Raw genomic sequence first — 25,723 nt, 5'->3', positions numbered from 1 at the left:
ATGCAATGACACGCGCGACGACGGCCGCGAAGGCGGCGGTCTCGACGACGAACCGGCGCAGCCAGGCCGGACGACCCAACACATGGACCGAGGCGATGATTGATTTCCTGAGCGACACGGTGACGCTGCCGACCGCCGAGATGCGGCACGCGATGTTCACGGCGAACGTGGGCGACGACTGTTACGGCGAGGACCCGACGGTCAACGAGCTGGAGTCGGTTGCGGCCGGCATGACCGGCAAGGAGGCGGCGGCGTTCGTCACGAGCGGCACGCTCGGCAACCTGACCGCGCTGCTCGCGCAGTGCCCGCGCGGGCACGAAGTGATCCTCGGCGACCGCTCCGATCTCTACAACTACGAGGCGGGCGGCGTGTCGCTCGTCGGCGGCGCGGTGCTGCATCCCGTGGCGACGGCGGACGACGGCAGCTTGCCGGTCGAGCGGCTGCGCGCGGCGATCCGCGACAAGACCGACTACCAGTGCGCGCCCGCCGCGGTGATCGCGCTCGAGAATCCGCATTGCCTCGCCGGCGGCCGCGTGCTGTCGCTCGACTATCTGCGGCGGGTGCGCACGCTCGCCGACGCGCACGGGCTCGCCGTGCACATGGACGGCGCGCGCCTCTTCAACGCGCAAGCGAGCCTCGGCGTGAGCGCGGCCGACATCGTCGCGCACGTCGATTCGGTCCAGTTCTGCCTGTCGAAGAGCCTCGCCGCGCCGTACGGCTCGATGGTGTGCGGCAGCGCCGGCCTGATCGATCGCGTGAAGCGCTATCGGAAGCTGCTCGGCGGCGGCACGCGGCAGGCCGGCATCATGGCGGCCGCCGGGCTCGTCGCGCTGCGCACGATGGTCGCGCGGCTGTCCGACGATCACCGCCGCGCGGCGCGCCTCGCGGATGAGTTGTCGCGGATCCCGGGCGTCGCGCTGCGCTCGGCGGCGGTCGAGACGAACATGGTGTTCTTCGATGTCGCCGAGCCGGGCAACGAAGCTTTTCTCGCCGCGCTGCACGGCGCAGGCATCCGGATGGGCGTGCTCGGCGACGGGGTCATCCGGGCCGTCGTGCACTACATGATCGACGACGACGCGATCAACCGCACCGTCGACGCGGCGCGGGCGATTCTCCGTCCGTTCGCACCGGCGTCCAAGCCGGCCGCCGCGCCGGAGGCGCAATGATGAGCGCCTTCTCGCTGACCCACGCGCACCTCGATTTCGGCCATGAAGGAACCCGCATGACCACTTTTCCCATTTCCACGCCGCGCCTCGTGCTGCGGCCGTTCAGGCGCGGCGATCTGGCCGCGTTCACCGTGTACCGGAACCACCCCGACGTGGCCCGCTACCAGAGCTGGTCGTCGTACACGCACGACGAAGCGGACGCGTTCTTCGCCGAGCAACAGGCGCTCACGTTCGATACCGACGACACGTGGTTCCAGATCGCGGCCGAGCACAAGGCCGACGGCGCGCTGATCGGCGACGTCGCGGTGCATTTCTTCGACGAAGGCCGCCAGGCCGAGCTGGGCGTGACGTTCGACGTCGCCGCGCAGCAGCAGGGCTTCGCGCTCGAAGCGGTGTCGCGGGTGATCGAGCTGCTGTTCGCCGATCTCGGCAAGCACCGCATCGTCGCGACGGTGGACGCGCTCAACGCGCGCGCGCAAAGGCTGCTCGAACGGCAGGGCTTTCGTCGCGAAGGGCATTATCGCGAGAACATCTTCTTCAAGGGAGCGTGGTCCGACGAGTACGGCTATGCGCTGCTGAACCGCGAATGGCGGACCCTTCGGCAAGCTGCGGCGGGAGGTGCGCAATGACGGCGTTCGAGAATTTCGTCGACCTGTGCGCGCACCGCGCCGCCGCGAACGGCGACGCGCTCGCCTACCGCTATCTGAGCCCGCACGACGAGGATCGCACGCTCAGCTTCGGCGCGCTCGATCTCGCCGCGCGGCGCATCGCGGCCCGGCTCGCCGCGAGCGGCGCGCCGGGCGATCGCGTGCTGATCGTCTGCCCGCAGAGCCTCGACTACGTAACCGCGTTCTTCGGCTGCCTCTACGGCGGCTTCATCGCGGTGCCCGCGTACGCGCCGCGCAACAACCACCACTTCGAGCGGCTCAGCAAGATCATCGAAGACGCGCAGCCGCGCGTCGTGATGCTGTGCCGCAAGCAGTACGCGTCCGTTCACGCGTTCATCGAGCGGAATCCGCCGCTTCGCGCGGTCGAGCTCGTCGTCGTCGACGCGCTCGGCGACGTGGATCCGGCCGGCTGCCGGCCGCACGCGGCCGCGCGCGACGACGTCGCGTTCCTGCAATACACGTCCGGCTCGACGGGGCAGGCGAAGGGCATCATGGTGTCGCACGGCAATCTGCTCGCGAACGAGGAGATGATCCGCACGACCTGCGGCAACACGCCCGACAGCCGCGCGGTGTTCTGGCTGCCGCTGTTCCACGACATGGGGCTGATGACGCTGTTGCAGGGCGTCTACGTCGGCTATCCGACGTACCTGATGGCGCCGATGGATTTCCTCGCGAATCCGCTGCGCTGGCTGCAGGCGGTGTCGCGTTTCCGGGCGACGCTGACCGTCGCGCCGAACTTCGCGTGGCAGCTCTGCGTCGAGAAAATCTCGCCCGAGCAGCTCGACGGGCTCGATCTGTCGAGCGTGACGGCCGCGGTCAACGGGTCGGAGCCGATCTCGGTGCGCACGCTCGACAGCTTCGTCGCGCGCTTCGGCGCGTGCGGCTTTCGCCGCGAAGCGTTCCGGCCGAGCTACGGTCTCGCCGAGGCGACGCTCCTCGTCGCCGGATCGAGCGGGCACGCGCCGAGCGGCGTGATCGAAGAAACGATGATGTCGTCGGCCGGCCGCCGGACGGTGTTTCAGCGGGTCGGCTGCGGCCGGCCCGCCGCCGGCTGCGAAGTGGCGATCGTCGACCGCGACACCCGCGCGGTTCGCCGCGACGGCGAAGTCGGCGAGATCTGGGTCAAGGGGCCGCACGTCGCGCAAGGCTACTGGAACCATCCGGAGCAGACCGCGCAGACCTTCGGCAACCACACCGCGGACGGTGCGGGGCCGTATCTCGCGACAGGCGACCTTGGGTTCCTGCATGACGGCGCGCTCGTCGTCACCGGGCGCTGCAAGGACGTGATCATCCTGCGCGGCGACAACTATTACCCGTCGGATCTCGAAGCGACCGCGACCGCGGCCCATCCGGCGCTCGTGCCGGATGGCGCGGCGGCGTTTACGCTCGCGGGCGACGACGCCGGGCCGGACGACGCCGCGACGCAGGCGCTCGCCGTCGTCGCCGAGGTGCGGCGCAACACGCCGGCCGCGCAGTGCGCGGAGATCGCCGCGGCGATCGTCGAACGGATCTCGGCGGGCTATGGGCTCGCGCTCGAACGGCTCGTGCTGATCAAGGAGCGCTCGATTCCGAAGACGTCGAGCGGCAAGGTGCAGCGGGGCGCCGTGCGCGCGGAGCTCGACGACGGGCAGTTGAAGACGCTCCACGACGTGCGTCCCGGCGAGACCGGCGTGCGCGCCGCCGCGCAGCCGTTCGCCGAGCTGCACGCGATGCTTGCCGCCGCGCGCGGCGACGGCTTCGCGCGGATCGTCGACGGCTTCGTGCTGAGCCAGTTCGCCGAAATCATGAAGACGCCGTTCTACGCGCTCGACCTGACGCGGCCCATCGCCGCGCTCGGGCTCGATTCGCTCGCGCTCGTCAACGTCCAGCACCGACTCGGCGCGGCGCTGAAGATCGATGCCCCCGCGGAGCTGCTGTTCGGCGACGCGACGCTCGGCGAGCTGGCGGCGCAGATCGGCGCGCTCGCGCAGGGCGCGTGGGTAGAGTCGGCGGGGTCGGCAGGGGCGATGGCCACGTTGGATGAAGCGGCGCGGGCAGCGCAGGTGCCATCGGAAGCAGTAGCCGCGCCTTCGGGGACTGCCGAGGCCGGATTCGAGTCGACCTCGGTGGCGGCCGGCTGGGACGCAACGCCCGGTCAAGCGGCGCTGTGGCTGATCCAGCAGGCCGATCGCGAATCGCGCGATTACAACGAGGGCTTCGTCGCCGCCGTCGACGGCGCGTTCGATCCCGAGCGGTTCATGCTCGCGCTGGCGCGCCTCGCCGCGCGCCACGACGCGCTGCGCGTGACGTTCGCCGAAATCGACGGCCGCCCGGTCGCGCGCGAAGCGGACGCATTGCAGCAATCGACGGTCCGCTGCGCGGACGACGCGGCCGCGCTGCAAGCGGCGCGCGACGCGCTCGCCGCGCCGTTCGACTTGAGCCGCGCGACGTGGCGCGCGGTGCTCGCGCAAGGGCCGAGCGCGACCTATGTCGCGCTGGCGCTGCATCATGCGGTCGTCGACATGTGGTCGTTCGATATCCTGGTCGCCGAATTGAAGCAGCTCTACGACGCGCTCGCGCGCGACGCCGACGTGTCGCTCGCCGCGCCCGGCGGCTACCGCGAATTCGCCGCATGGCAGCGCGGCTGGCTGAACTCGCCGGAAGCGGCGGGGCACGCCGCGTATTGGCGCGATCGGCTGCGCGGGATGCCCGCGCGCTCCGCGTTTCCGTCGACGTCGACCTCGACGTCGATTTCGACGCCCGCGCCCGCCGCAGGCGTCGGCGCGCGCGCCCACCGCTTCGCGATCGACGCGCGGACGATGGATGCCGTGCGCACGCTCGCGCAGCGGCACGGCCTCACGACCTATCACGTGCTGTTTGCGGCCGGCGCGCTGCTGCTCGGCCGCTACGCCGGCCAGCGCGACGTGGTCGTCGGGATGCCCGCGCACGGCCGCCCGCGCGCGGCCGACGCACGCACGATCGGCTATTTCGCGAACGTGCTGCCGATCCGGATTGCGCTCGACGATCGCAAACCGCTCGCCGACTGGCTGCACGATGTCAAGGACGCGATCGTCGGCGGCCTCCGGCATCAGGCGCTGCCGCTGCCCGTGCTGACCGAAGCGCTCGCGGTCGAGCGGGGCGCGCAGGACGGCGCGCTCGTGCAAACCGTGATCTCGCTGCTCGCGCCGAGCGCGGCGCGCGCCGATGCACGCGCATCGGATCACGCAGCGGACGCCGGCGACCGGCTGTCGCCGTTCGCGCTCGGCGACGCGGGCGGCCGGCTCGCGCTGGGCGGCGCGACGCTGACGTCGTGCGAATCGCGGCACGACCGCGCGCCGTTCGACATCGCTTTCACCTTGATCGACGACGACGGCGAGCTCGCGGCGTCGATCGGCTACCGCGCCGATCGCCACTCGGCCGAGATGATCGAGCGGCTCGCCGCGAACTACCGCTGCGTGCTGGAGGCGCTCACGCACGCCGCGCCCGCGCGGCTCGGCGACGTGCCGCACGTGTCGGCCGCGGAGCGCGAGCTGCTGCGCCGCAACCTGACCCATCGAGCGCTTGCGCAGGGGGCGGCGGCCGGCGCAGGCGGCGACAGCGTCGTCGATCGATTCCGCCGCACGGCCGCCCGGCAGCCGGACGCGATCGCGCTTGCCGGCACCGCACGCACGCTCACGTACGGCGAACTGGCGCGCGCCTCCGACGCGCTCGGCCATGTGCTGCTCGACAACGGCGTCGCGCCCGGCGACCGGGTCGTCGTCGCCGTCGGCGAGCGCGCGACGCAGACGCTCCTCGCGCTCGCGACGCTCAAGGTCGGCGCGGCCTACGTGCCCGTCGACCTCGCGAATCCGCCCGAGCGGCTCGCTTATCTGCTGAACGATTGCGGCGCGAATCTCGTGCTGACCACGCGCCGCGACCGGTCGAGCCTGCCCGCGGCCGGCGCGGAAATCGTCTGCGCGGACGAGCTCGATGAGCTCGACGACGCGACGCTCGCAGGACAGGCGAGCCGCCCGCTGCCGCGCATCGCTTTCAATGCGGGCCAGCCCGCGTATTGCATCTACACGAGCGGCTCGACCGGCCAGCCGAAAGGCGTGCTCGTCACGCACGGCGGCTTGGCGAATCTCGTCGACTGGCACGTCGACGCATTCGCGCTCGACGCCGGCGCGCGCGCCGCGATGCTCGCCGGCCCCGGCTTCGACGCGGCCGTGTGGGAAATCTGGCCTGCGCTGTGTGCGGGCGCGAGTCTCGCGGAGCCCGCGCCGGACGCGCGGCACGACGTGGCCGAGCTCGCACGCTGGCTCGACGCGCACGCGATCAGCCATTGCTTCATGCCGACGCCGCTCGCGGAGGCATTCATCGCGGCGGCCGCACGGCCGCGCGCGCTGCGCTTCTTGCTGACGGGCGGCGACCAGTTGAAGGCGCGCGGCCGCGCGGACGACGGCTTCCGGCTGATCAACGCGTACGGCCCGACCGAAAACACCGTGGTCACGACGAGCGGCGCGGTCGAGCCGGCGCCCGCGTCGGCTCACGGCGATGACGCGCACGACCGCCTCGCGCCGCTGCCGGACATCGGCGCGCCGATTCGCGGCCAGTCGCTGCACATCCTTGACGCGCAACTGCGGCCGACGCCGCTCGGCGTGAGCGGCGAGTTGTACGTGAGCGGCGCGGGCCTCGCGCTCGGTTATCTGAATCGGCCCGCGTTGACGGCCGAGCGCTTCGTGCCGGCCCCCGACGCGGACGCGTCCGGCGTGGACGCGCCCGGCGCACGGATGTATGCGACAGGCGACATCGTGCGGCTCGACGAAAGCGGGCGGCTGCATTTCGTCGGCCGCGCGGACGACCAGGTGCAGATCCGCGGCTTCCGGGTCGAGCCGGGCGAGGTCGAAGCGGTGCTCGCCGCGCATCCGGGCGTCGCGCAATGCAAGGTGATCGCGTTCGAGCGCGAACCGTCGGGCAAGCTGCTCGCCGCATACGTCGCGGGCGATCCGAGCTTGACCGAAGCGGCGCTGCGCGCGTTCGTCGATAGCCGGCTGCCGTCGTACATGCGGCCGGCCGCGTTCGTGATCGTCGACGCGCTGCCGCTCGATGCGAACGGCAAGATCAGCCGGCGCGCGCTGCCGTCTCCGACGCTCGAAGCCGGAGACGAGCCCGTCTTTGCCGATCCGGTCGAGCAGACGGTGGCGAGCGTCTATCGGGATGTGCTCGGCTGCGGCCCGGTGCGCGCCGACGACGATTTCTTCGCGCTCGGCGGCCATTCGCTGCTGGTCGCGCGCGTCGCGTCGGGCATTCGCGCGCGGCTCGGCATCACGGTGTCGATTGCCGACCTGTTCGCGCATTCAAAGGTGGCGGCGCTCGCCGCGCACCTGCGCGGCGAGGCCGCCGCGCTCATCCGTCCGCCCGAGCGGCTCACGCGCGCCGGACGGCCCGCGCGCGCGCCGCTCAGCCCCGCGCAGCAGCGGATGTGGCTGCTGCAGACGCTCGAACCGGACAGCGCCGATTACCACGTCTGCGGCGCGCTCCGGGTGCGCGGCGCGCTCGATCTCGACCGGCTCGCGGCCGCGCTCACGCAGACCGTCGCGCGCCACGAAGCGCTGCGCACGTGCTTCCCGAAGCATGACGGCCAAGCATGTCAGGTCGTTTTGCCGCCGTTCCCCGTCGACGTGGAGCGGCTGTCGGCCGACGTCGGCGGCGCATCGGCGGCGGCGCGCGACGCGGCCGTGCAGGCGCGGATCGATGCGTGGGAAGCGCAGCGCTTCGATCTCGAGACCGGTCCGCTCATCAGGGCGGCATACCTGCCGCTCGCCGATGACGACGGCTATCTGCTGCTGAATCTTCATCACATCGTCGCGGACGGACGCTCGATTGCGATCCTGCTCGACGATATCGCCGCGCGCTATGCGGGCCTGCACGCCGGGACAGCCGGCGCGGCGGCGCTCGACGCGCCGGACGCCCCGCACTATGCGGACTACTGCGTGTGGAGCCGCTCCGAGGCCGCGCGCGAACGCGAGGCCGCGTCGCTGCCGTTCTGGCGGACGCAGCTTGCGGGCGAACTGCCGGCGGGCATCGCCGCGCTGCGCACGACCCGCGCGGGCGCGGCGCACAACACGCACAACACGCACAACACGCACAACACGCAAGACGCGCCCGGCGCGCGGTCCGGAGACGAAGTCAGCGACACGCTGCCGGCCGGTCTCGCGGAGAACATTCGCGATGCGGCGGCGCGCTGGGGCGTGACCGAATCGACGGTGTATCTCGCCGCCTACGGCCTGCTCGTCGCGAAATTCGGCGGCGACGCCGACGTGCTGATCGGCATCGCATACGCGGGCCGGGATCTGCCGGACACGGCGGACATGATCGGCATGTTCGTCAACGTGCTGCCGATTCGCGTCGAGGTGGGCGACGCGGACGCGTTCGAGCAGCAGGTGCGCGGATGGCGCGACGCGTGCGTCGGCGCGTTCCGGCATGCGCATGTCAGCTACGAGCGGATGGTGGCGCTCGCGGGCGGCGACCGTCGCGACGGCGCGGGCGAGCTCGTGAAGACGATGTTCGACTTCGAGGAGCGCGGGCTGCCGCCGCGCGCATTCGGCGACGCGCAGCTCGGCGTCGAGCGCCGTCCCGACCGCAGCGCGAAATTCGACCTGACGCTGCGCTGCAGCCCCGACGCAAACGCGCGCATGCGGATCGCGATGAATTTCCGGCGCGCCGCGCTGAGCGTCGAGCGGGCGCGAAGCCTGCTCGACGCATACCGGCTGATCCTCGAACAGGTGCTGCAAACGCCGGACCTGACGCCCGCCCGCACGCGGCTCGTCGGCGACGCGCAAGCCGACGCGCTGCTGCGGCTCGGCGCCGGGCCGGCCGCGCCGTGGTCCGGCGCGCCGGTGCATCGGCAGATCGAACGCATCGCGCACGCCGATCCGAACGCGCTCGCGATCGCGGGCGAAGACGGCGCGCGCATCGGCTATTCGGTGCTCAACGCGGTCGCGAACCGGCTCGCGCGCCGGCTGCAAGCGCTCGGCGTCGCGCCGCGCGACGCGGTGGCGCTGTGCATGCATCCCGGCCCGTCGTTCGCGCTCGCCGCGCTCGCGGTGCTGAAGCTGGGCGCCGCGTACGTGCCGATCGACCCGCGCTATCCGGACCCGCGCAAGCTGCGCATCGTCGCGGACAGCGGCGCGCGGCTCGTCGTCACGGAGCCGGACGCCGCGCCCGCGCAGACGCCGGACGCCGCCGCGCCCGTCTGGTGGGACGCGCTCGCGGTGGAAGCCGCGATGCTGCCGGACGGCGATCTCGATATCGAAACCGCGCCGGACGATCTCGCGTACATCGTCTACACGTCCGGCACGACCGGCGCGCCGAAGGGCGTCGAGATCCCGCACCGGGGCCTCGCGAACCTGTGCGAATGGCATGCGCGCGCGTACGGGCTGCACGACGCGCCGCGGTCGATCCGCGCGAGCCAGACGGCGGGCATCGGCTTCGACGCCGCCGTGTGGGAAATCTGGCCGTATCTGTGCACGGGCGCGAGCGTCTGGTTCGCGCCGGACGCGGCGCGGCAGTCGTCCCGCCGTCTCGAAGACTGGCTGACCGCGCAGCGCATCACGCATTGCTTCGTCGCGACGCCGCTTGCGCACGCGGTGCTCGCGGACGGCTGGCCCGGCTCGCCGAGCCTCGCGTATCTGCTGACGGGCGGCGAGCGGCTCACGCGCCGCGCGCCCGCCGGCGCCCGCTACCGGCTGTTCAATCACTACGGGCCGTCGGAGAACAGCGTCGTCGCGACGGCTGGCGAAGTCGCGCAAGGCGCCAGCGGCGAGCCGCCGTCGATCGGCGCCGCGCTCGACAATGTCCGCATCTACGTGCTCGACCGGCACGGCCAGCTCGCGCCGCGCGGCGTGCCCGGCGAGCTGTACATCGGCGGCGCATCGCTGATGCGCGGCTACCGGTCGAACGACGCGCTGACGCGCGCGCGCCTCGTCGCCGATCCGTTCGCGGGCGCGCCCGATGCGCGGATGTACCGCACCGGCGATCTCGTGTGCTGGAACGACGCGGGCGAGCTCGACTACGTCGGCCGCGCCGACGATCAGGTGAAGATTCGCGGCCACCGGATCGAGCCGAGCGAAATCCTGCATGCCGTCAAATCGGACGCCGGCGTGTACGACGCGGTGGTCACCACGGTCGATCATCCGCAAGCCGGCCCGCAACTCGTCGCGTACGTCGTGTTCGCGCCGGCCGTTCGCGCCGGCGCGAACACGGCCAGCGCGCCGGATCGCGCGGCGCGCGTCAAGCGCGCGGTCGCCGCGCAGTTGCCGGCGTTCATGGTGCCGGCGCACGTCGTCGAGCTTGACGCGCTGCCGCTGACGAGCAACGGCAAGGTCGACTACGCGGCGCTGCCCGCGCCGCGCGCGTCGAACGCAGACGCGGACGCGCCGCGCACACCGCTGCGCACCGCAACCGAGCGCGCGCTCGCCGACATCTGGGGCGAGCTGCTCGGCGAGCCCGTCGACGACGCGCACGCGAACTTCTTCGCGCTCGGCGGGCATTCGCTGCTAGCCGCACGGGCCGTCGCGCTGATCGAGACGCGCCTCGCGCGCGAGATTGCGCTGAAGGACTTTTTCGCGGCCGAGGATCTCGCGGCGCTCGCGCGCGCGCTCGACGCGGCCGGCGTCCATGTCGGCATTCCCGGCGCGCCGGCCGGCGCGCCGATTCCGCTGTCGCCGTATCAGCAGCGTCTCTGGCTCGTGCAGGCGTTCGATCGCGGCAGCGTCGATTACAACGTCGTCGGCGCGCTGCGCGTGACCGGCGCGCTCGATCCGGCGCGGTTCCGCGCGGCCGTGTCGGCGGTGGTCGAGCGGCACGCGATCCTGCGCACGCGGTTCGTCGATACGGAAGACGGCCCGCGTCAGCACGCGCCGGACAGCGACGCGCGCGAAGCGGACCTGCTGCAGATGAACCTGACGGGCAACCCGCCGTCGATGCAGGACGGTTTCGTCCGCGACTACCTGGCGAGGATGGCCGTCGAGCCGTTCGATCTGGCCGCGGGGCCGCTCTTCAAGCTCGTGCTGATCCAGACGGCGGCCGACAGCGCGGTGCTCGCCGTGAGCTTTCATCACATCGTCGTCGACGCGTGGTCCGCGAACGTGTTCCTGCGCGATCTGCTCGAATGCTACGCGGCGCAGCGCGCGCAGCGTGCGCCGCGGCTCGCGCCGCTGCCGATCCAGTACCAGGACTACAGCGTCTGGGCGCAGCGCGAGCTGGCCCGCTCGGAAGATGCGCTGCGCGCGTTCTGGCGCGACTACCTGCGCGGGCTGCCCGCGCGCGCGCCGCTGCCCGTCGCGCGTCACGGCGCCGACGCCGGGGCGCGCGCGGGCCGCCGGCTGTCGATCGCGTGGCCGGCCGACACGCTCGCGCGGCTGAAGGCGCTCGCGCGCCGCGAGCAGGCGTCGCTGTACGAAGTGCTGATCACCGCCTGTTTCGCATGGCTGCACCGGTTGAGCGGGCAGGGCGATCTCGTCGTCGGGATGCCGTACAACGATCGCGGACGCGCGGAGCTGGAGAATCTCGTCGGGTTCTTCGTCAACGTGCTGCCGGTGCGCGCGCGCGTGCGGCCGCATCTGTCCTACGCGGCGCTCTTGCGGCAGGTCCGCGACGATCTGCGCCGCGTGTACCGGCATCACGCGCTGCCGTTCGACCGGATCGCCGAGCAGTGCACGGACGCGACGGGCAGCCTGTTCCAGACGATGTTCGACCTGCAGTCGGAGCCGCTCGCGCACGACGCGCGCGCGGCGGACGGTGACAACGACAGCGACGGCCTGCGCGCCGAGCTGCTCGACGGCGCGCCGGAAGCGCCGGTCGCGGACCTGTCGGTCACGTTCCGCGAAGCGGCGGACGGGCTCACGCTGTCGTGCGTGTACGCGGCAGACCGCTTCGATGCGCCGGCCGTCGCGCGCTGGCTCGACAATTTCCGCGCGCTGCTCGACGGCGTGGCGACCGACGCCGATGAGGCCGTTGGGCGCCTCGCGTTCCTGACGGCGGACGAGCAGGCGATCGTCGACCGGCTGCGCAACGCGGCGCCCGTCGACCACCGCGACGTGCTCGCCGAGGCGGGCGGCGCGACCGGCCCGGCGCTGCTGCACCGGCTCGTCGACCGCTGGGCGACGGTCGCGCCGGCGAACCCGGCGCTCGTGTCGCCGGGGCAGACGCTGAGCTTCGCGGAGCTCGCGCGCCGGACCGACCGGCTCGCCGGCATCCTGTGGGAAGCGGGCGTGCGGCCGGGGATGGTGGTGGGCGTCGAGGCCGAGCACAGCGTCGACGCCGTGCTCGGCATCATCGCGACGATCAAGGCGGGCGCGATCTGCTTCCCGGTCGACGTCCGGCTGCCGCCCGACCGGCTCGACGCGGTGATCGCGGACAGCGGCTGCCGCCACGTGCTCGCGTCGGCGGGCGTGTCGCTCGGGCGCTTCGACGGCAAGCGGCTCGCGCTCGACGGCGCGGCGTGGCGCGCGCGCGCCGCGGCCGCGCCGGCCGTCGATGCGACGCCCGACCACGGCGTGTTCCTGACCTACACGTCGGGCACGACGGGCGCGCCGAAGGCGTCGGTGCTCCATCATCGCGGCATCGTCAATTACATCGGCACGGTCGTCGAGCGCTTCGGCTATACGCATGGCGATCGCGCGATGCTGTTCGCGCCGCTCACGTTCGACGCGTCGCTCGAAGAGATCTTCACGCCGCTGTGCGCGGGCGCGTCGCTGTACGTCGGCGACGAAAGCGTCAAGCGTTCGGTGCCGGCGCTCGTCGATACGTGCCGCGCGCAGCGGATCAGCGTGCTCACGCTGCCGACCGCGTACTGGCGCGTGCTGAGCGAGCATCTCGCGGCAAGCGGCGGCGCGGCCGGGCTCGGCGCGGTGCGGCTCGTCAGCATCGGCGGCGAAAAGGTCACGCTCGAGGCGATCCGCCAATGGCATCGCGCGACGGCGGGACGCATCGCGCTCTATAACATCTACGGGCCGAGCGAATGCTCGATCGGCAGCATCGTCGACCGGATCGACGTCGAGCGCGCGCTCGAAGACGGCGAAGTCTATCTGCACCGGCCGGTCGCGAACGCGCATCTGCACGTGCTCGACGCATGCCTGAATCCGGTGCCCGCCGACATGCCGGGCGAGCTCTGGATCGGCGGCGTCGGCGTCGCGCACGGCTACCACGGGCGGCCCGCGCTGACCGCGCAGCGCTTCGTCGCCGATCCGTTCGCCGTCGTGCCCGGCGCGCGGCTGTATCGGTCCGGCGATCTGGTCCGCTACGACCTCGAAGGACGCCTCCATTACCTCGGCCGCACCGACTTCCAGGTGAAGGTGGACGGCATCCGCGTCGAGCCGGAAGAGATCCAGGCGGTGCTCGAATCGCATCCGCAAGTCGCGCAGGCGGTCGTGCTCGCGGGCGAAGCGCGGCATGCGCGCAATCCGCTGATCGGCTACGTGACCCTCGACAAAGCGCCGGCCGGCGCGCGCGCGGCCACCGGCACCGACGGCGCGGCGTTCGTCGACTTCCTGCGCGCGCGGCTGCCCGCGCACATGGTGCCGGCCCAGGTCGTCGTGATGGACGCGTTCCCGCTGACGGCGAACCAGAAGGTCGACCGCCGCGCGCTGCTGCTCGCGGCGAACGATTCGGTCGTGGCCGCGCCCGCGCTGTCGGCGACCGAAGCGGCGCTGCTCGCGCTCTGGCACGAGCTGCTCGGCGACGGCACGTTCGGCGTCGACGACAATTTCTTCAGCCTCGGCGGCAGCTCGCTGCTCGCGATCCGCATCAATAGCCGCGTCGAGGCGATGTATGCGGTGCGGCTGCCTGTCGCCGCGTTGTTCGACTGCCCGACGGTGCGCGCGCTCGCGGTACTCGTCGAGCGGCTGCGCACGAGCCGCGACGCCGCGCCCGACGAAGCCGCGCAACCGATCGAGCCGATCGAGCGGATCGACGCGCGCGCGACGCCGCTGTCCGGCGCGCAATACCGGCTCTGGTATCTGCATCAGCGCGATCCGGACAGCACCGCGTACCATCTGCCGGACCTTCTGAAGCTCGCCGGGCCGCTCGACGCCGCCGCGCTGCGCACGGCGCTCGCGCGCACGCTCGACGAGCACGAATCGCTGCGCACGACCTTCGTCGTCGAAGGCGAGACGCCGATGCAGGTCGTCGCCGCGCAAGCGGAGCCGCGGCTCGACGCGCACGACTTGTCGGCGCTCGCGCCTAATGCGCGCGACGCCGCGCTCGAAGCGCTCGTGCGCCGCGCGCTCGACACGCCGTTCGATTTCGAACGCGGCCCGCTCGCGACGTTCGCGCTCGTGAAGCGCGCGCACGACGAGCACGTGCTGCTGTCAGTGTTTCATCACATCGTCGTCGACGGCTGGTCGGCGGGCCTGTTCCAGCGCAGCCTCGCACGCCATTACAACGCGGCGCGCGGCGGCGATGCATCGGCGCGCGCCGCTGCCGATGCGTCCCCACGCGCGCTGCAATACCGCGACTTCGCCGCGTGGCACCGCCGCGTGCTCGACGGCGGCGAACGTGAGCGCCAGCTCGACTACTGGCTCGCGCAGCTCGACGGCACGCTGCCCGTGCTGCAACTGCCGACCGATTTCAACCGCCCGCCGCAAGCGAGCGGCCGCGGCGAAGCGTTCTCGTTCGAGCTCGACGCGGCGCTCGCCGCGCGGCTGCAGGCGGTCGCGCAACGGCATCACGTATCGATGTTCATGCTGCTGCTCGCGGCGTACGCGGCGCTCCTCGCGCGCTACGCGCGGCAGGACGATCTGCTGATCGGCGTGCCCGCGCTCGGCCGCACGCGGCCCGAGTTCGAGTCGGTCGTCGGCTTCTTCGTCAACACGCTGGTGATCCGGGTGCGGGCGAATCCGTCGACGACCTTCGCGAGCCTGCTCGAGCACGTGCGCGCGACCTGCCTCGACGCGTTCGATCATCAGGACGTCGCGCTCGAAGAGATCGCGGCCGGCGTGAACGCGCGGCGCGAACGCGACGGCAGCGGGCTGTTCCAGACGATGTTCTCGTACCAGGAGGCGGACGCGCTCGAACCGGCCGCGTTCGACGGCCTTGCCGCGACGAGCGTCGAGCCCGAGCACCGGACCGCGAAGTTCGACCTGTATCTCGCGACCTGGGCGCAGGACGGGCGGCTCCACGGCGGCTTCGAGTTCAGCACCGACCTGTTCGAGGCCGCGACGGTCCGGCGCATGGCCGATCACTACCGGAACCTGCTCGGCGGCGTCGCCGCGCATCCGGACGGCGCGCTCCACGCGCTGCCGCTCCTCGGCGACGAAGAGCGCGCGTACCAGGTGCGCACGCTGAACCAGGCGTCGCTGCCGCTGCCCGACGGCGTCTACGTGCGCGATCTGTTCGCGCGTCAGGCCGCGCTGCATCCGGCGCGCGTGGCGGCGACCTGCGGCGATGCGTCGCTGACCTACGGCGAGCTCGACCGCGCGACCGATCGCGTCGCGCGCAATCTGCTCGCGGCCGGCGCGCGCGGCGAGGATCTGGTCGGGCTGCTGGTCGGCCGCAATCTCGACTATCTGGTCGCGATGCTCGGCGTGCTGAAGGCGGGCGTCGCGTTCACGCCGATGAATCCCGACGATCCCGCGCACAAGCTCGACCGGATCGCCGAGCTGGGCAACGTGCGCTACGTCGTGCACGACGCGGCGAGCGCCGAGCGCGCGCACGCGCTGGCGACGCAGGCGGCGCGCATCGCGCTCGACGCGCTGCTGCGCGAGCCGGCGGCGGCGATCGACTTCCTGCCGCTCGCGCCGTCGTCGCTCGCGTACGTGATCTATACGTCGGGTTCGACCGGGCAGCCGAAGGGCGCGATGATCGAGCAGCGCGGGATGCTGAATCACCTGCTCGCGAAGATCGACGACCTGGCGATCGGCGCGGACGACGTCGTCGCCGAGATGGCGGTGACCACCTTCGACGTGTCGATCTGGCAATACCTCGTCGCGCTGCTGGCCGGCGGCCGCACGGCGGTGATGCCGGGCGACGCGGCGTGGGACCCGCAGCAGCTGCTCGCGCAACTCGACGCCGACGGCGTCACCGTGTTCGAATCGGTGCCGTCGCACATGAAGATCCTGATCGACGAGCTCGAAGCGCGGCCGGGCCATCACCGGCTCGACCGGGTGCGCGTGTACGTCAGCAACGCCGAAGCGTTGACGCCCGCGCTGTGCGCGCGCTGGTTCGCGTGCGCGCCGCACATTCCCGTCGTCAACACATACGGCGCGACCGAGTGCTCGGACGACACGAGCCACCTGTGGATCCGCGAGCCGATGTCGACCGCGTTCCCGTACGTGCCGATCCAGGGCACGCTGCCGAACCTGACGACCTATCTGCTCGACGAGCGTCTCGAGCCGGTGCCGGTCGGCGTGACGGGCGAGGTCTACATCGGCGGCGTCGGCGTCGGGCGCGGCTATCTCGGCGATCCGGTGCGCACCGCGCGCGCGTTCGTGCCGGACCCGTTCTCGCCGGAGCCGGGCCGCCGCCTGTACAAAACAGGCGACCTCGCGCGCTACCGGCCGGGCGGCACCCTCGAGTTCCTCGGCCGTGAGGACTTCCAGGTGAAGATCCGCGGTCAGCGGGTCGAGATCGGCGAAGTCGAAAAAGCGATCGGCGATCACGACAACGTGCGTCAGGCGGTGGTGGTCGCCGCGCGCGACGGCAAGGATCGCCTGTATCTGCTCGGCTACGTGATCCCGCATCGCCATCCGGCGCCGACCGTGCCCGAGCTGCGCGCGTTCGTCGCGGGCCGCATCGCGAGCTACATGGTGCCCGCGTCGTTCGTGCTGATGGACGAATTCCCGCTGAACGCGAACGGCAAGGTCGACCGCAAGCGCCTGCCGAAGCCGGCGGATCAGGATGTCTTCCGCCGCCACGAGCACGTCGCGCCCGCGACGCAGACCGAGGCGCGGCTCGCCGAGTTGTGGCGCGAGTTGCTCGACGTCGACGAGATCGGCGCGCTCGACAGCTTCTTCGAGCTCGGCGGCCATTCGCTGCTCGCGGCCGAACTGACGCTGCGGGTCCGCACGCTGTTCGGCGTCGCGCTGCCGCTGCGCGCGTTGTTCCAGTCGCCTCAGCTTCGCGATGTCGCGGCGGCGCTGGACGCGCTGCGCGCGTCGGCGGACACGGCCGGGCCCGCGCGCGTCGAGCGCCTGCCCGCGCGCGCGCACTACGAGCTCGCGCCGTGCCAGGTGCCGGAGTGGTACGCGTACCAGATGGACCCGACGAGCCCCGTCTACAACATCAGCGTCGCCGACCTGTTTTTCACCGGCAAGCTGAATCGCGACGCGTTCGTCGCCGCGTGGCGGACGATCCTCGACCGGCACGACGTGCTGCGCGTGAAGTTCGACTATCGCGACGGCATGCCGATCCAGATCGTCGATCCGGCGATCGACGTCCGCGCGGACGATGTGTTCCTCGATCGCACGACGCTCACCGGCGCCGACGCGATCGACGAGGCGAACCGGCTCGGCGCGCGGTTCGGCACCGCGCCGTTCGATTTCGCGAACGGCCCGCTGTTCCGGCTGCACGTCGCGCGCTACGCGGGCGACTTCCATCAGCTGATCTTTGTCGTGCACCACATCATCTGGGACGAAACGTCGCTGATCAACCTGATGCTGGAGCTGAGCGAGCTGTACAACGCGCACGCGGCGGGGCGCGCGCCGGACGTGCCGGCGCTCGAAGTCGGCTATTTCGACTACGTGCAATGGATGCACCAGCAACTGCGCTCGGGCGCGTTCGACGAGCACAAGCGCTACTGGCTCGACATGTACCGCACGCTGCCGCCGCCGCTCGACCTGCCGACCGACCGTCCGCGGCCGAACCTGATGTCGTACCGCGGCGACGCGCTGCGAACCTGGCTGCCGCGCGGCGTCGTGCGCAAGATCGAGGCATACCTGAAGCAGCACGACGTGACGCTCTTCATGCTGCAGCTCGCGATCCTCGACTGCTATCTGAGCCGCATCAGCGGTCAGCGCGATTTCGTGATCGGCTGCCCGATCGCGGGGCGTGCCGACGAACGGCTGAAGCCGCTGCTCGGCCTGTTCGCGACGCCGATGCCGATCCGCTGCACGATCGGCGAGAACATGACGTTCGGCGAGCTGCTCGCGCAGGTGTCGCAGCGCACGCTCGAGGCGTTCGAGCATTATCACTATCCGTCGAACCAGGTGATCGAGCAGTTGCAGCACGAGAAGGATCTGTCGCGGCCGAAGCTGTTCTCGATCATGTACGGCGTGCAGAACAACAAGAGCGACCTGATGGGCCGGCTGAAGTTCGACGGCCTCGCGCTCAGCCTCGAGAACGTCGTCGACACCGAGAACAAGTCGTCGCGGTTCGATCTGAACTTCGTCGTCGACCAGTTCGGCAGCGACATCATGTTCAGCTGCATCTACAACGCCGATCTGTTCGACGCGTCGACGATCGAGCAGATGCTCGACAACATGACGGCGCTGATGGATCAGGTGCTCGACGACCCGGACCGGCCGCTGCATCGCTACACGATGGTCGGCGCGAACGGCAATCCGCCGGCGGCGCTGCACGGCCCGCGCGTCGACTACGATGCGACGGCGACGATGCATGCGCTGATGGCCGAGCAGGCGGCCCGCACGCCGGCGGGCACGGCGCTCGTCGCGGAGGGCGTCGAGTACGACTACGAGACGCTGAACCGGCAGGCCAACCGGCTCGCGCATTATCTGCTGTCGCTCGGCGTGGCGAGCGGCGACAACGTCGCCGTGATGCTGCGGCCGTCGGTCGAGATGATCGTCGCGCTGTACGCGATCCTGAAGGCGGGCGGCGCGTTCGTGCCGATCGGCCCGCAGTATCCACAAAAGCGCGTCGACGCGATCCTGCGCAGCGCGGGCGCGCGCTGGGCGCTCACGCACAGCGGCCAGCGGCGCGCGTTCGCCGCGTTCCCGTACGACGTCGTGTGCGTCGACGACGTGATGGGCGCGCTCGGCGGCTATTCGGACCGCAATCCGCCGCCCGTCGATCCGCGCCAGCTCGCGTACATCCTGCACACGTCCGGCTCGACCGGCGCGCCGAAGGGCATCGAGATCGAGCATCGCGGCGTCGTCAGCATGCTCGCGGACCTGCAGCGGACCTATCGCCTCGACGCGCGCGACCGCGTGCTGTTCCATACGCCGTTCACGTTCGATGTCTTCATCCAGGACGTGTTCTGGCCGCTCGCGTCCGGCGCGCGCGTCGTCGTGATGGGCGACGACGCGCTCAAGAGCGCGCACGGCTTCGCCGACGTGATCGAGCGCGAGCAGGTGACGCTCGCCCAGTTCGTGCCGGCGATGCTCGAGACGCTTGTCGACGCGCGCGAGCGTGGCGAAATCTCGGGCCTCGCGTCGCTGCGGCAGGTCATCTGCGGTGCGGCGGCGTTGTATCGCGGCCTGGCCGAGCGCTTCGCGCGCGCGTTCGACTGCCGCCTCGCGAACCATTACGGTCCGACTGAAGTGACCGTCGACGCAAGCCGCTTCGACTGCGCCGAGCCGTTCGCCGGCGACACCGTGCCGATCGGCCGGCCCGTCGGCAACGCGAGCCTCCACGTGCTCGACGCGCATCTGCAGCCGGTGCCGCGCGGCGTGATCGGCGAGATCTGCGTCGCGTCGCCGGGCCTCGCGCGGCGCTATCTGAACGACGACGAAGGCACGGCGCGCGCGTTCGTCGAGGTCGTCGTCGACGGCGCGCCGCTCAGGCTGTACCGGACGGGCGACCTCGGGCATGGCGATCGAGCGGGTGTCATCTACTTCCACGGCCGGGCGGACAAGCAGTTGAAGATCCGCGGCAATCGCGTGGAGCTCGACGAAATCGGCAGCGCGCTGCGCGGCCATCCGGCGATCGCGGCCGCCGCGCTCCAGTATCGCGAGGATGCGGCGCATGGCGGCCGGCTCGTCGCGTACGTCGAGCAGACGGCGAGCAACCATCAGGTGACGGCCGGGCCGGGCGGCGCGCCGCAGTACGGCTTCACGCTCGAGCAGCGGCCGGAACTCGCCGTGGCGGCGCTCGCGTTGGCGCCGGACGGTTCGGGCAATCCGGACGATTCGGCGCACGAGCTCGCGCGCCGTTTCCCGGCGTGCCAGCTCGTCGTGACGGACCGTGCGAGCGCGGTGACGGCGTTCTGCCAGGCCGTGCCGCTTCGAGTCGAGGCGACGGCGGGCGGCGATGCGCGGTCCGCCGCGCCTGTGCTCGGCCGCGACGCGGCGCTGCGGCTCGCGTTCGCGCAGCAGGACGACGGCGTCGAGCCGAACGCGCTGTACGTGCTCGACGATGCGGCGGCGGGCACGCCGGCGAAGTCGCCCGCCGCGCGCGCGGCGCGGCTCGCGCAGTGGCGGCGGCTCGCGGCGGCGCTCGGGCTGGCGCGCGTGTGGCTCGCGAGCGCCGGCGGCGATGCCGCCGCCGAGCAAGCCGACGCGTCCGGACGAGACGTCGCGCCCCTTGCGTACCTGACGCGCGACGCCGTGCGCGCCTGGCTGCGCGAGTCGCTGCCGGACTACATGATCCCCGATCAGGTCCACTTCATCCCCGCCATTCCGCTGACCGACAGCGGCAAGGTCGACGCGCGGAATCTGCCGGTGATCGAGGTCGACGAGCGGCCGGGCAGGCAGGCGGCCAGCACCGCGCTGCAGCGCGAGCTGATCGACGTGTGGGCGCGCCTGCTGCAAGTCGAGCAGATCGGCGTGACCGACGATTTCTTCGTGCTGGGCGGGCAGTCGCTGAAAGCGATCGAGATGGTCGCCGAGGTCGGCCGCCGTTACGGCGTGAAGATCCAGCTGCGCCAGTTTTACGAGAACCCGACCATTCGCTATCTGGAAGCGCTGCTGACCGAGCGTGCCTGACGCGAATGACGGCGCGTTCCGGCTTGCCGCCGGCCGGAACGCGCACACATCGAGAAGCGGACCATCGAGACAACCAGAAAGGACGTCAACGTGTACATACTAGGCATCAACGCTGCATATCATGAGTCCGCCGCCTGCCTCGTCAAGGATGGCCAGGTGGTGATGGCGATCGAGGAAGAGCGCCTGAACCGGATCAAGCACGGCAAGCTGTCGACGCCGGAGACGACGGGGCAATTGCCGTGGAAAGCGATCCGCAAGTGTCTCGACGCGGCGGGCATCGGCCTCGACGCGTGCGCGCACATCGGCTACTCGTTCAGCCCGGACATCCTGCAGAAGGGCGTCGCGTCGTGGCGCTCGGCGAACGGCGGCGCGCACGCATGGCCGCTCGACAAGGAAAGCTATCAGACGCTCGAAGGCGGGCTGAATTTCGCCGAAGGCGTGCTGTCGTCGCGCCGGCAACTGATCGAGGACGCCGGCTTCAAGGGCGAATTCCATTTCCTGCCGCACCACGACTGCCATGCGGCGAGCGCGTTCCACGTGTCGCCGTTCGACAAGGCGGCCGTGCTCGTGATCGACGGCATCGGCGAGTGGGCGAGCACGTCGCTCTATCACGGCGACGGCGCGACGCTCACGAAGGTGCACGACTTCCTGTTCCCGAACTCGCTCGGCTTCGTGTGGGAGAAGCTGTCGAAGTATCTCGGCTTCAGCCAGTACGACGCGTCGAAAGTGATGGGGCTCGCCGCTTACGGCGATGGCGCGAAGACCATCGACCTGTTCTCGCGGATCGTCACCGACAAGGCGGACATGACGGTCGATCTCGCTGTGCTGCGCCACGAATCGCCCGATTTCACGACGCTCGAAGCGCTGTTCGGGCTGCCGCGCCGCCACGAGCCCGTCGACTTCAATACCGACAACTGGCAGGCGTATGTCGACGTCGCCGCGGGGCTGCAATTGCTCACCGAGCAGGTGCTGCTGCACATCCTGCGCAAGTTCGATCGCACGACCTACCGGCACCTGTGCATGGCGGGCGGCGTCGCGCTGAACTGCGCGGCGAACGGCGTGATCGTGCGCGAGAAGCTGTTCGACGACGTATTCATCCAGCCGGCGTCGAATGACGCGGGCACCGCGATGGGCGCGGCGTTCCTGATCTGGAATCAGGTGCTCGGCAATCCGCGCGAATACGTGTTCAACCACGCGTATCTCGGCCCCGAGTATTCGGACGGCGAGATCGAGACGGTCCTGCAGCGCACGAACCTCGCGTACCGGAAAGTCGACATCGAGAAGGAAGTCGCGAAGCTGATCGCGGACGGCGGCATCGTCGGCTGGTTCAACGGGCGGATGGAGTGGGGCCCGCGCGCGCTCGGCGGCCGCAGCCTGCTCGCGGACCCGCGCAACAAGGCGGTGCGCGAGCTGATGAACGTGAAGGTCAAGCACCGCGAGCTGTATCGGCCGTTCTGCCCGAGCATCCTCGGCGAGCGCGCGGAAGAATGGTTCGAGGGCAGCGCGAGCGTCGCGGCCGGCAAGTACATGCTGACGACGTCGCGCGTGCGCGCGGAGAAGGCCGAGCAGATTCCGGCCGTCGTGCACTTCGACGGCACGGTGCGGGCGCAGACGGTATACGCCGAAGACAATCCGCGCTACCACCGGCTGATCTCCGAATTCGACGCGCTGACGGGCGTGCCGCTGTTGCTGAACACGTCGTTCAACGATTCGGAGCCGATCGTGTGCACGCCGCAGGACGCGATCAACACGTTCATGAAAACCGACATCGACTATCTGGCGCTCGGCAGCTATCTGATCTCGAAGCGCTGAGCCGCCCCGAAACACCGACCGGCGCCGCACGTCGCGCCGCCTGCCTGTTCCGCAGCGCAGACGGGCGGCGCGGCGCCGTCTCGTCCCACCGTCCCATTTCACGAACTCGCGTACCCATGACTTCTCGCACGAACCGCCTGCGGCGGTGGCTCAAGATACTGCCGGGCCTCATCATTCTCGGCGTGCTGCTCGTCGCGGCCGGCGCGACGCTGTTCTTGCGCGCGAGCCTGCCGCAGCTCGACGGCGACGTGCGCGCGCCGGCGCTCGGCGGCCCGATGACGATCGAGCGCGACGCCGCCGGCGTGCCGACCGTCGCCGCGCGCGACCGCTTCGACGCCGCCTACGGCATCGGCTACCTGCACGCGCAGGACCGCTTCTTCCAGATGGACTATCTGCGCCGGACCGGAGCAGGGGAGCTGGCGGCGCTGCTCGGGCCCGCCGCGCTGGATTTCGATCGCGAGCACCGGCTGTTCCGGTTTCGCGCGCGTGCGGCCGCCGCGTTCGCGCAGTTGTCGCCCGACGAGCAGCGCCTGCTGCGACGCTACGCGCAAGGCGTCAACGACGGCCTCGCCGCGCTCCGCGCGCGCCCGTTCGAATACGCGCTGCTCGGCGAGCGGCCGACGCGGTGGCGGCCCGAAGATTCGCTGCTCGTGATCTGGGCGATGTACTTCCAGGTGCAGGGCACGCTCGCATCGCGCGACATCGCGCGCAACTGGCTGGCGGAACACGCGACGTCGCAGCAGGCCGCCTTCCTGCTGCCATCGTCGAGCGGATTCGACGCACCGCTCGATGCGTCGAGCGTCGACGAAAAACCCGCGCCGCTGCCCGATGCCGCGCCCGACTGGTTCCGCGCCGCAGGCGACGGCGCGGCCAAGCGGGCGTCGCTCGACTTCCGGTCGTCGGTCGGCAGCAACAACTGGGCGATCGCCGGCAGCCGCAGCGCGCGCGGCGCGGCCATCGTCGGCGACGACATGCATCTCGTGCTCGGCCTGCCGAACACCTGGTATCGCGCGGCCTTCACGTATCCGGCCGGCGCGGCGCCCGTCCGGCGAGCCGTCGGCGTGACGCTCGCCGGGCTGCCGGCGATCGTCGCCGGCAGCAACGGGCATGTCGCATGGGGCTTCACGGTCGGTTACGCGGATTGTCTCGACCTCGTACCGCTCGAGCGGGACGGCGACGATCCGCGCGCGTTCCGGATGGGCGGCGCGCGTCAGATCGCGCGCCGGTACGTCGAATCGATCCGGGTGCGGGGCGGCGCGCCCGTCGCGCTGACGGTGCTGGAAACGACGGCCGGGCCGGTGCGGGAAATCGACGGCCGGCTCTATGCGGTGCACTGGGTCGCGCAGTCGCCCGGCGCGGTGAACCTGGGACTCGCGCGGCTCGCGGACGCCGTCGACGTCGACGGCGCGATCCGCGCGGCGAATACGCTCGGCATCCCCGCCGAGAACATCGTGGTCGGCGACCGCGCCGGACAGATCGGCTGGACCATTGCCGGCGCGCTGCCGGATCGGCGCGCGCCGCGCGGCGGCAACGACGGCCCGGCGTGGCGGTCGCTGCTGCCGCCCGACGCGTATCCGCGCGTCGTCGATCCGTCGGGCGGCCAGCTGTGGACCGCGAACAACCGGCAGTTGGCGGGCGACGCGTACCGGCTGATCGGCGACGGCGGCACGGACCTCGGCGCGCGCGCGACCCAACTGCGCGACGGGCTGACGGCGCTCGGCCGCACCGACGAACGAGCGGCGTATCGCATCGACCTCGACGATCGCGCGCTGTTCATCGCGCAGTGGCGCGACCGTGCGCTGCGCGTGCTCGACGACGCGGCGCTCGCCGGCCATCCGTCGCGCGCGGAATTCCGCCGGCTGCTCGCGAACGGCTGGACGGGCAGGGCGAGCGTCGATTCGGTCGGGTATACGCTCGCGCGCGGCTTTCTGTATCGGCTGTACGACGTCACGTTCGACGGGCTCAACGCACGCCTGAAGCAAGTCGATCCGGGCGCGGACTACGAACTGGCGAATCCGCGCTGGCCGGCCGTCGTGGCGCGGCTGCTCGACACGCAGCCGCCGGGCTGGCTGCCGGCCGGCGCGTCGAGCTGGCGCGACGTCCAATTGATGGCGATCGACCGGACCATCGCCGCGCTTACCGCCGACGGCGCGCCGCTCGCGCAGGCGAGCTGGGGCGCGCGCAACACACTGCGGATCGCGCATCCGTTCGCCGGCAGCCTGCCGCTGCTCGGCAGCCGGCTGACGGCGCCGGCCGCGCAAATGCCGGGCGATTCGCACATGCCGCGCGTCGCCGCGCCGGATTTCGGACAGTCCGAGCGGATGGTCGTATCGCCGGGGCACGAGGAATTCGGGATCTTCAACATGCCGGGCGGACAGAGCGGGCATCCGCTCAGTCCGTTCTTCCTGGCGGGCCATGATGCCTGGGTGCGCGCGGAGCCGACGCCGTTCCTGCCGGGCGACGCGCGGCATACGTTGCGATTCGCGCCGTAGCGGACGGGTGGGCGACGCTTCGGCGCGATTCCGGCAGCGGGCGGCGAGGTGGTTTCCGTGCGGCGCGGCCGCGACCACGGCCCGCGTCGTGCGGCGCGCCGCAGTCGCACGTATCGCTCCCCGATGCACCACGCAACCTTACTCAGCGCAGCCTGCTCGGCTGGAGCTTCGCACCTGAAAGGGCTGCCCCGTCGCGACGATGACGTGGCAAGTCCGGCCGCGACCCGCCCGTACCAGGGGGCGGGTTCGACGGGTACCGGCTCGACATCCGGCTGAAGGTCGTTGTGCGTGATCCGCTGGGATTTGAACACGAATTCGAGATCGAGCGCGCCTGCCTTTACGCGAGCTCTATATTTCGCGCTCATTCTGCCCATATCGGGCAGGAAGTCGAAGTCCATTATCGCTGGCATCCGCTGTACGGGTGTCGCGTCAAGGTCAGAGATGTCGAGCATCGTGGCGGAAGCCAAGTTATTCACGTGGAGACGGACGGTGCCCTTCGCGTACCACTACTTGCTGAATCCTGCGCATCCGGACGCGCTCGAAGTTCGGATTGCAGAAGTCGTGCAAGCTCCGCACGATGGCCCATCCTGAAACTGCTCGCGCGACCCACCTGTACCGTGCTCGAAGTGGATTGAAATATCTGCGTCAACTCCGCCTGGGTGACACAATAATTAGCGAAGTGGTAGTCAGTTCAATTCGGCATACGATCATTGCGCCCACCACTATTGGCATCCGCGATGCCGCCTATG

5 protein-coding genes and 1 pseudogene are annotated in these 25,723 nt (G+C 71.0%); all 6 read left to right on the top strand.

Annotated features, from left to right (window positions below):
- Window positions 1–5 precede the first annotated feature (5 nt).
- On the top strand, window positions 6–1,166 hold the full coding sequence (locus tag WS70_RS24920) for a GntG family PLP-dependent aldolase (protein ID WP_082722408.1): 1,161 nt from the start codon (window positions 6–8) through the stop codon (window positions 1,164–1,166).
- Window positions 1,163–1,795, top strand: coding sequence for a GNAT family N-acetyltransferase (locus WS70_RS24915; RefSeq protein ID WP_059598168.1), 633 nt, complete (start codon window positions 1,163–1,165; stop codon window positions 1,793–1,795). Before WS70_RS24920 ends, WS70_RS24915 begins: the two co-directional genes overlap by 4 nt.
- On the top strand, window positions 1,792–20,670 hold the full coding sequence (locus WS70_RS24910) for a non-ribosomal peptide synthetase (RefSeq protein ID WP_059598167.1): 18,879 nt from the start codon (window positions 1,792–1,794) through the stop codon (window positions 20,668–20,670). Before WS70_RS24915 ends, WS70_RS24910 begins: the two co-directional genes overlap by 4 nt.
- Before the next feature lie 90 nt (window positions 20,671–20,760).
- Window positions 20,761–22,482 carry a carbamoyltransferase family protein gene (locus WS70_RS24905; protein ID WP_059472036.1) on the top strand — a complete coding sequence of 574 codons (1,722 nt, stop codon included), beginning with the start codon at window positions 20,761–20,763 and terminating at the stop codon, window positions 22,480–22,482.
- Window positions 22,483–22,598: 116 nt separating this feature from the next.
- Entirely contained in the window at window positions 22,599–24,974 is a 2,376-nt protein-coding gene (locus WS70_RS24900; protein ID WP_059472037.1) for a penicillin acylase family protein, read from the top strand.
- Window positions 24,975–25,118: 144 nt separating this feature from the next.
- Window positions 25,119–25,312, top strand: a pseudogene (locus WS70_RS33220) (hypothetical protein); the annotation flags it as partial.
- Between the last annotated feature and the right edge of the window lie 411 nt (window positions 25,313–25,723).

The organism is Burkholderia mayonis, assembly GCF_001523745.2.
Classification (GTDB): Bacteria; Pseudomonadota; Gammaproteobacteria; order Burkholderiales; family Burkholderiaceae; genus Burkholderia; species Burkholderia mayonis.
The sequence above is the reverse complement of the archived record's forward strand: the minus strand, read 5'-3'. Positions and strand labels throughout refer to the sequence as shown.

What these genes read in the sequence shown, in the direction of transcription:
- WS70_RS24920 (WP_082722408.1), top strand. Translation starts at nt 6, where the DNA reads ATGACACGCGCGACGACGGCCGCGAAGGCGGCGGTCTCGACGACGAAC.
- WS70_RS24915 (WP_059598168.1), top strand. Translation starts at nt 1,163, where the DNA reads ATGATGAGCGCCTTCTCGCTGACCCACGCGCACCTCGATTTCGGCCAT.
- WS70_RS24910 (WP_059598167.1), top strand. Translation starts at nt 1,792, where the DNA reads ATGACGGCGTTCGAGAATTTCGTCGACCTGTGCGCGCACCGCGCCGCC.
- WS70_RS24900 (WP_059472037.1), top strand. Translation starts at nt 22,599, where the DNA reads ATGACTTCTCGCACGAACCGCCTGCGGCGGTGGCTCAAGATACTGCCG.